This is a genomic window from Roseibium sp. (genome assembly GCF_025698965.1).
GTDB lineage: Bacteria > Pseudomonadota > Alphaproteobacteria > Rhizobiales > Stappiaceae > Roseibium.
This window is the reverse complement of the sequence record NZ_JAILWL010000297.1, coordinates 1-8,207: the sequence shown is the minus strand read 5'-3', so window position 1 is coordinate 8,207 and position 8,207 is coordinate 1. Positions and strand designations below refer to the sequence as shown.

The following is an 8,207-nucleotide window of genomic DNA, read 5'->3' as shown; positions in this document are numbered from 1 at the left end:
ATTTTCTGCGTTTCGCTTCGTCGATTTCGCGTTAGATTTTTCTCCTTTCGTTTCATTGGACACAGGTTGATTGATGGGTTGAGCAGGTCAGGTCACACGGATCAGACAGGCTCCCAAGTGAACACGTCCGTCGTCCGGTCAAGCCCGTAAAAACTTGGCCTGAGCGCCGGGAACGCGTGGTCCAGGATGGTTGCCGCGCTCCAGCCTTTGCTACGCTGCATACCGCGCAGCGGGCGTGACTGCCCCATCAGGAAGATCTCGTTGTTGCGGACGGCAAAAATCTGACCGGTGACATTTTCGTCGGCTGCAAGCGCGGTCGCCACCACCGCAATCTTGTCCGGCGTCATCTGCCGTAGCTTCTCGACACGTGCCATTTCTTCGGGCGTTGTTGCCGGAATGGATTCCGTCATCCGGCTCCAGGCAAATGGCGAGATACAATTGGACCGTACGTTGTAGCGGGCCATGTCCAGTGCAATGGATTTCGACAGCCCGACAATGCCCAGTTTCGCCGACATGTAGTTGGCCTGCCCCAGATTGCCGACCAGCCCCGATGTCGACGTCATATGCACAAAGCACCCGGACTGCTGGCTGCGGAACACATCTGCAGCGTTTCGGCTGACATTGAACGATCCTTTGAGATGCACCGCGACCACCTGGTCGAAGTCCTGCTCGCTCATCTTGTGAAATATCGCGTCGCGGAGAATGCCCGCATTGTTGACCACAATGTCGAGGCGGCCAAAGCTGTCCACCGCCTGTTCGACCATGCCCTTTGCCTGGCCGAAATTCGAAACCGAACCATAATTGACTGCGGCAATACCGCCTTTGGACTGAATTTCGTCGACCACGTTGCGGGCCGGGGAGTTATCCAGACCTTCGCCATCACCACCAGAACCAATATCGTTAACGATGATGCTGGCGCCGTGCTCAGCCATCATAAGCGCGATGTCGCGACCAACACCCCTTCCAGCCCCTGTTACCAACGCAACCTTGCCTTCCAGCAGTTTTTTCTCCACGGCCTCGCATCCCTCTCTTTGCGCCGTTCCGGCCACCAGAAAGACTGGTGAAACGGCCAGAAAACACCCGAAAATCAAATTCTACGATTGCGCAAAACTCAAAATATGCATACTAGTACTACATTACCTAATATAAGAATGGAAGAGCTTTGGGAGGTAACTGGCATGAAATCAGCAAATTCATACAATGCTGCCGAGATCATGGTGGACCGCAATGTCACGTGTGGCTACGGCGACAAAGTCGCCTTCCAGGACACCGAACGCTCTCTCACCTATGGTGCTCTTCAAACCGCGACCAATCAGGTAGCCAATGTTCTGACGGCTCAGGACATTGGCCGTGAAACGCGGGTAGCACTGCTGCTGCTGGACACCGTGGATTTTCCTTGCATGTTTTGGGGCGCTATCCGTGCGGGTATCATTCCGGTCTGTCTCAATACTTTGCTGACCGCCGAACAATATCTCTACATGCTCAATGACAGCCGCGCTCAGGCGCTTGTGGTATCAGCGCCCCTCCTGCCGGTTGTTGCACCGTTGTTCGATCAGCTACCTTTCCTGCGTCAGGTGATCGTTGCCGACGGCGACGGCCGCGAGCATCCCGATCTGGCATCCATGATGTCCGAGGCAGGCGACACATTTGAAACGGTTCGGACCCACCCTGACGAAACCGCGTTCTGGCTCTATTCCTCGGGCTCGACGGGCCCCCCCAAAGGCGTGCGACATGTTCACACGAGTTTGGCCTACGTTGCTGATCATTACGGCAAAAACATACTTGGTATCCGCCACGATGACGTTTGCTTCAGCGCCGCCAAGCTGTTTTTTGCCTATGGGCTGGGGGCTGGCATGGCAATTCCGATGTCTGTCGGCGCTAGCACAGTCCTGTTGACCGGAAGGCCTACGGCCAAATCCGTGCTCGACATGCTTGATCATTTCAATCCAACGCTGTTTTTCGGTGTGCCGACGCTTTATGCGGCAATGTTGGCCGGTGACGCCTGCGTACCGGAAAACAGCTCTGACCGGCTGCGCCTTTGCATCTCGGCTGGCGAAGGTCTGCCCAAAGACGTCGGCCAGAGCTGGCAGAACCGCATGGGTGTGCCGGTGCTTGACGGGATCGGTTCCACCGAGATGCTGCATGTTTTCCTAACAAACCGACCGGATGACATCCGTTATGGCAGCTCGGGACGAGAGTTTGAGGGTTACCGGCTGCGGCTGGTTGATGATGAAGGCAATGACGTTCCCAACGGCGAATTGGGTGAATTGCTGGTCTCAGGCGGTTCGGCCGGTGAGGGATACTGGAACCAGCGTGCCAAGTCGCGCGCGACATTTGCCGGCGAATGGACCCACACCGGTGACAAATACACTCGCGATGACGAAGGCTACTATTACTACAGCGGACGCACTGACGACATGTTCAAGGTCAGCGGCCGCTGGGTATCGCCATTTGAGGTCGAACAAGCCCTCGTCTCACATTCCGCCGTCATCGAGGCCGCGGTGATTTCCCATGAGGATGAAGAGGGTTTGATCAAGCCCAAGGCCTTTGTCATCCTCAAGGAGCATGATGACGCGAACGGATTGTTCGAGGAACTCAAGGAGCATGTCAAAACGGCAATCGGCGTCTGGAAATATCCACGCTGGATCGAGGCGGTGGATGAGCTTCCCAAGACTGCAACAGGTAAAATCCAACGCTTCAAGCTGCGCGACTGATGCCAGTGGTCAAGTGAAATGAGCGGAGTGCAAAATGCTTGAAATCATCATTCTCGGGCGTGGCGGGCAAGGTGCTCAGACCGCTGGCAACCAACTGGCCAAGGCATTGTTCGCCAAAGGAAATTACGTGCAGACTTTCTCAACCTACGGCGGTGCCCGTCGCGGCACGCCGGTTACCTCCTCGTTGAGGGCAGACAGCCAGCCGATCCGCCAGCGATGCAACATCACCAGCGCCACTGCAATGCTGTGCTTTGATGACAGCCTCTTGGACGAGGCATTCCTCAAACTGGGAGCGGAGGACGCGCTGGTGGTCGTCAATTCTGCCCGATCCGCTGCGTCGCTGCCCAGCCTCGGCAACCGTCGTATCATCCCTGTTGACGGCAAGGCCATCGCCCGGCGCAACAACATGGGCAAGGTAGTCAATTCGGCGCTTCTTGGAGCCTTTGTAGCCAAGCTTGATACGCCGGATATCGATACAATGTGCGCCATCATCGAAGACACCGCGCCTGCAAAGAAACAGGAAAACGTCACCGCGTGCCGTGAAGCCTGGGGCCTGAATGCCACCAGCAGCGAGGTTTTGGCATGAACAAGCAGCTTTCCCCGCTCTGGACGCATCTGACCAGCGAAAACCGGGTAACCGGCACCTGGCGCAGCGCTCTGCCGAATTATCAGAACCAGCCGTCGCCCTGCCTTGGTGCCTGCCCGGTCAATGGACGCATTGCCGAGTGGATCAAACAGGTCAAGGACGGCGATCTTCGGGATGCCTGGGTAACCCTGACCGACAACAATCCCTTCCCCGCTATCGCAGGCCGGATTTGTCACCACCCCTGCGAAACCGCTTGTAACAGGCGGGATCTGGATGAGACCGTCGGCATCTGCAGCCTGGAACGCTTCGCCGGCGACACCGCTCTTGCCGAGGGCTGGTCTTTCCCACCCCCGGTGACCGAGCGCCCGCAATCCATTGCCATCATTGGCGGTGGACCAGCCGGACTGTCGGCGGCCTACCAGTTGCGCCGCCGTGGTTTCAAGGTCTCGCTTTACGAAGCCAAAGACGCGCTTGGCGGCCTGATGCGCTACGGTATTCCCTCCTACCGGCTGGAGCGCTCGGTGCTGGACGGAGAAATTGACCGTATCGTTGCGATGGGCATCGATCTGCATCTGGGTGCCGAGGTGATGAACCAGGCCGCCCTGGCCACACTGCAGGAAACCCACGATGCTGTGCTCCTGGCAACAGGTGCCAGTCTGCCCAAACGCCTCCCTGCGCTTGACTACGCGCGAAGTTGGGTGATCGACAGCGCCGAATTTCTGGCAGCACCTGTCGAGGAGCAAAGATCCCGCACCGGCGCTCAAGTTGTGGTCATTGGCGGTGGCAGTGCAGCTATGGATGTCGCCCGGTCGGCACGGCGGCTCGGCTCTGAAGTCACCGTGCTCGCGCTGGAGCCGCAGGACCGCTTGCCCGCGCAAAAAACCGAGGTGGATGAGGCTATAGAAGAAGGCATCGTCTTTGTCTGCGGCGCCATGATGCAATCAGCAGAAACCAACGACAACGGTGCCACCTTGCGCTGCGTTCGGGTGGATTTCGACCCTGGCGATGTTCCCGGCACCTTTACCGTCTCGCCGATTGAAGGGTCCGGTTTTGAGATAAACGCCGCAACCATTATCCCCGCGATCGGACAGGATGCGGATCTTGAACGCTGGAGCGGGCTTGCTCCCGCAGGACCTGTGCTGGGCACCGATAGTGTCTGGCAGACCGATACACCCGGTGTTTTTGCCGTTGGCGATGTTGCCAGCATGAACCGGTTTGTTACTCAGGCAGTTGGCATGGGCAAGGAGGCCGCTTTGGCAATTGCCGATATGCTGTCCCCCGGAATAGCCGCCCCGGCCCCTGCCGCCGCCGCTGAAGTGGAATACAGCCGCATCAACGTTGCGTATCAGGACACACACGCCCGCATACAACAGCAAGTCACCGGGCTCGACGAGCGGTTGACGGGTTTCGAGGAGGTACAGCTGCCGCTGAGCGTTGAAGAAGCGGCTGCCGAAGCGCGACGCTGCTTCAGCTGCGGCACCTGCATCTATTGCGACAACTGCTTTTTCTACTGCCCGGACATGGCAATTTCCCGAACTGCCTCCGGCTACGAGGTGAATGTGGATTACTGCAAAGGCTGCGGTCTTTGCGTTGCCGAATGTCCCACCGGATCAATCCACATGCAGGAGGACACAGCGTCATGAATGCACCCGCGTTTACCGACAACGTGCAGCTCTTGAACGGTAACCATGCAGTGGCCTGGGGGGTGCGGCTGGCTGCACCCGACGTGGCGCCGCTCTACCCGATCACTCCGCAGACACCGATCCTGGAAAAACTGATTGAGTTCCAGAGCCAAAACACCTTTGATGCCGAGCTGCTGACCCCCGAAAGCGAGCATTCGGCCATGGCCGCCGCCATTGCGGCCTCGGCCACAGGTGCGCGGGTGTTTACCGCGACTTCCTCGCAAGGGCTGCTGCTCATGCACGAGTTGCTGCATTTTGCGGCTGGTGCGCGAACGCCGATTGTGATGTTCAACGTCAACCGCACACCGGCCTCGCCCTGGGGGTTCTGGCCTGACCAGATCGACAGCCTGTCTCAACGCGACACAGGCTGGATCCAATTCTATTGCGAAAACCCACAGGATTCGCTGGATACGGTAATTCAGGCTTTCCGCATTGCCGAAACGGTCAATCTGCCCGTGATGGTCAACCACGATGCCTTCTACGTCTCACATTCGGTTGAACCGGTCAGTTTGCCCTCTGCGGAGACCGTGAAAGACTTCCTGCCTCGCCAGCCGCGGCAGATCCAACTGGGCGATGGCAGCGGGCGCTCTCTGGGCGCCCCGATTGACCAGGCTTCATGGAACCTGACCCGGCGGGAAATGGATGCTGGGATGTCCCTTGTTGAAGACCTGACCGCGGAAGTTGGGCGCAGCTGGGCCACACTGACCAGGCGGACGTCAGCACCGCTGGAACAATACCAGACAGACGACGCCGAAATTGTCTTCGTGACCATGGGCAGCATGACCGGAACTGCGCGCATTGCAGTTGACACCTTGCGGGAGCGGGGTGTGGCGGCGGGGCTCATCAAAGTGCGCCTGTTTCGCCCACTGCCCGCAGCAGCACTCAGAGCAGCGCTCATGGATGTGCCCTGTGCGCTGGTTCTGGATCGCAATTACTCACCGGGCACCGGCGGGGTACTGCATCAGGAACTGAAATCGGCTCTCTTTGGCATGGCCGGAGCACCTCGGCTCTATGGCCTGCTGACAGGAGTCGGCGGCGTCAACGTACCGGCCGAGACACTCGAGAAACTGGCTGCGGACTACAGCGATGCGGCCCCGGACAACAACCCGATCTGGGTGGAGTAAACGCATGGAAAAGATCAGTTACAGTGACGAAGGCCAGTTCTGTTCCGGCCATGTTGCGTGTGCGGGCTGCGTTGAAGCGCTGTCCATGCGGGTGATCCTGAATGCCGTCGGTCCGGATACGGTGGGCGTCGTGGCGCCTTCCTGCTCGGCGGTCATCCTTGGCGGGCACCCGATGAGTGCCGCGAAAATTCCAGTTCTGCACGGAACGCTCGAATCCGCCGCCGCATCGGCCAGCGGCATCAAGCGAGCGCTGTTGGCCCAGGGACGCGATGACACCACCGTCCTGTGCCTGGCAGGCGATGGCGGCACCTATGACATTGGCCTCCAGGCGCTGTCCTCTGCCGCCGAGCGCAACGAAGACATCCTTTACATCTGCTTTGACAACGAAGGCTACATGAACACCGGAGGGCAAAAGAGCTCGTCGACACCGCTCAATGCGGCTACCGGCAGCACACCACTCGGCAAAGTTACCCGAAAGAAGAACCTGATCGAAATTCTGGCAGCACACCGTATTCCCTATATCGCCACCACCAGTCCCTCGCATCTGAGCGACATGGCGGCCAAGATCGAAAAGGCCAAGGCAATCCGCGGCACCAAGGTGATCATTGTTCTGATTCCCTGCCTGCCGGGCTGGGGGGTAGCCGATAACGCGGCGGTCAAAACCGCCCGGCTGGGTGTAGAATCCGGTGTCTTTCCGCTGTTCGAGATCGAAGACGGAGTGCGTTACACAATGACCGTGGATCAGAAAAACCAGCCGATCGACGCCTATCTGGCTGAGCAGAAACGTTATCGCCATCTAAGCGATGACGCCCGCAACAAGCTGCAAGCCGAGGTTGATGAGACCTGGGCTCGGCTTACTGCGATGGTGGACAACTGCCCCCTCTAGTCACCGGCAATTCTGCTGGGCTTGGGAGTGCTGTTGGATTCAGGCGGGTAACTCAGCAGGGTTCAGGTCCTTGCTATCTTGCTTTGCGCGCCCTTGAGCCTTTCTGCGACGCTCTACCAACTTGAGCAGCGTGGTAATACTGAGCGAGCCGTAGGTCGACAAGGAAATGTCGTTAATTTCCTTGTTAACATCATAAAGCGCCCATTCCTCGGCGGTCGCGACACTCGGATCCGCCAACTTGCAAGAGTTTGTGGTGTCTTCAAACAGACTGATGATGTCCAAAAGCGTCAACCGTTTGGCGTTACCGGTGAAGCTGTAGCCACCACCCACGCCACGGATCGACTGCACCAGCCCGGCACGCCCCAACGTCAAGAGCACCTTGGCCAGGTGATGGGCTGACACGCGGTACTTGGTGCCGATTTCAGCAGCTGATATCTGCCGGTCCGGATTGGAGGCCAGCTCAATCAGGGCAAAAATTGCAAGGCGGCTGGATTGTTGCACACTAATTCCTTTTCTCTGCAGCGCCATACATGGCGCAGTTATTCATCATCAAGACTCATCTCAAGCTGGGTGTACGGCCCCGCCATCATGCCTTCACTTCGAAAAAACGACATATGAAGCTGATTCTGACGGCGTACCATAGTACGCACAGTGGACATGCCGGCTTGCCGGAACTCGTCGCATATCGCCTTGAACAGCGCCTCGCCAATTCCCTTCTGGCGAATCTCCGGATCCACCGATACGGCAAAAATCCAACCGCAGGGTTGTGAACCAAACTCCCATCCGCGTACCTCACCGGCAATCAGCCCGAGAATGCCGTCGGTGCCTTTTGCCTCGGCCACCAGAAAGAACCTCTGATCTACCCGCCGCTTGCCATAGCGTTCAAATATGTCCTGCCAGTAGTCCGGCTTGGACTGGCCGGTAATTCGCGCGTCCAAATCAATTACATGTTTCAGATGATCCAATGTCGCCCGCTGAATGCACAAAGCTGTCTCTGCCACCCGCCCGTCAACATTGTCCGTCATGAAAGCTCCTTAATGCTCACGCTGTAAATTCAAAAAAAGGCAATTGTTCCTGGCACCGATTTTAGCCGGTATCTGACTGGTCTTGCAACGGGGCAACTTGTTCTGTGAGGCGTTACGCCGAGGTGCATCCACACTCCTTTCCTGCCTTGTCTAAAAAAATATTCCCTATACCATATCTTCTTTTTTGGTA

Annotated in this window: 8 protein-coding genes; 5 read left to right on the top strand and 3 right to left on the bottom strand. The window is 57.8% G+C overall.

Features of this window, described 5'->3' with window-relative positions; all coding sequences use genetic code 11:
* Positions 1 to 101: 101 nt before the first annotated feature.
* Positions 102 to 1,013 (bottom strand): SDR family NAD(P)-dependent oxidoreductase, encoded by a 912-nt coding sequence (locus tag K5905_RS21355; protein ID WP_297587490.1) that lies wholly within the window; start codon positions 1,011 to 1,013, stop codon positions 102 to 104.
* 165 nt (positions 1,014 to 1,178) lie between these two features.
* Here K5905_RS21355 and K5905_RS21350 point away from each other — a divergent pair, with 165 nt between their 5' ends.
* From K5905_RS21350 to K5905_RS21330, 5 genes are read left to right on the top strand one after another with little or no spacing between them, the layout of a single operon-like run.
* Positions 1,179 to 2,714, top strand: coding sequence for a benzoate-CoA ligase family protein (locus K5905_RS21350; protein ID WP_297587488.1), 1,536 nt, complete (start codon positions 1,179 to 1,181; stop codon positions 2,712 to 2,714).
* A 34-nt stretch (positions 2,715 to 2,748) separates the two neighbouring features.
* A complete protein-coding gene (locus tag K5905_RS21345; protein WP_297587486.1) occupies positions 2,749 to 3,300 on the top strand; it encodes a 2-oxoacid:acceptor oxidoreductase family protein in 552 nt (183 codons plus the stop codon).
* Positions 3,297 to 4,943 carry an NAD(P)-binding protein gene (locus K5905_RS21340; RefSeq protein ID WP_297587484.1) on the top strand — a complete coding sequence of 549 codons (1,647 nt, stop codon included), beginning with the start codon at positions 3,297 to 3,299 and terminating at the stop codon, positions 4,941 to 4,943. Before K5905_RS21345 ends, K5905_RS21340 begins: the two co-directional genes overlap by 4 nt.
* Positions 4,940 to 6,106 carry a transketolase C-terminal domain-containing protein gene (locus K5905_RS21335; protein WP_297587482.1) on the top strand — a complete coding sequence of 389 codons (1,167 nt, stop codon included), beginning with the start codon at positions 4,940 to 4,942 and terminating at the stop codon, positions 6,104 to 6,106. Before K5905_RS21340 ends, K5905_RS21335 begins: the two co-directional genes overlap by 4 nt.
* 4 nt (positions 6,107 to 6,110) lie before the next feature.
* Positions 6,111 to 6,992, top strand: a complete 882-nt coding sequence (locus K5905_RS21330) for a thiamine pyrophosphate-dependent enzyme (RefSeq protein WP_297587480.1) — start codon at positions 6,111 to 6,113, stop codon at positions 6,990 to 6,992.
* Positions 6,993 to 7,031: 39 nt separating this feature from the next.
* On the opposite strand, the gene K5905_RS21325 is transcribed toward K5905_RS21330, so the two are convergent.
* Positions 7,032 to 7,520, bottom strand: coding sequence for an Rrf2 family transcriptional regulator (locus K5905_RS21325; RefSeq protein WP_297587477.1), 489 nt, complete (start codon positions 7,518 to 7,520; stop codon positions 7,032 to 7,034).
* Positions 7,521 to 7,531: 11 nt separating this feature from the next.
* Positions 7,532 to 8,017 (bottom strand): GNAT family N-acetyltransferase, encoded by a 486-nt coding sequence (locus K5905_RS21320; protein WP_297587475.1) that lies wholly within the window; start codon positions 8,015 to 8,017, stop codon positions 7,532 to 7,534.
* Between the last annotated feature and the right edge of the window lie 190 nt (positions 8,018 to 8,207).

Bases quoted from the DNA above. Each gene is read 5' to 3' on its own strand.
- K5905_RS21350 (WP_297587488.1), top strand. From the start codon at position 1,179: ATGAAATCAGCAAATTCATACAATGCTGCCGAGATCATGGTGGACCGC.
- K5905_RS21345 (WP_297587486.1), top strand. From the start codon at position 2,749: ATGCTTGAAATCATCATTCTCGGGCGTGGCGGGCAAGGTGCTCAGACC.
- K5905_RS21340 (WP_297587484.1), top strand. From the start codon at position 3,297: ATGAACAAGCAGCTTTCCCCGCTCTGGACGCATCTGACCAGCGAAAAC.
- K5905_RS21335 (WP_297587482.1), top strand. From the start codon at position 4,940: ATGAATGCACCCGCGTTTACCGACAACGTGCAGCTCTTGAACGGTAAC.
- K5905_RS21330 (WP_297587480.1), top strand. From the start codon at position 6,111: ATGGAAAAGATCAGTTACAGTGACGAAGGCCAGTTCTGTTCCGGCCAT.
- K5905_RS21325 (WP_297587477.1), bottom strand. From the start codon at position 7,520: ATGGCGCTGCAGAGAAAAGGAATTAGTGTGCAACAATCCAGCCGCCTT.
- K5905_RS21320 (WP_297587475.1), bottom strand. From the start codon at position 8,017: ATGACGGACAATGTTGACGGGCGGGTGGCAGAGACAGCTTTGTGCATT.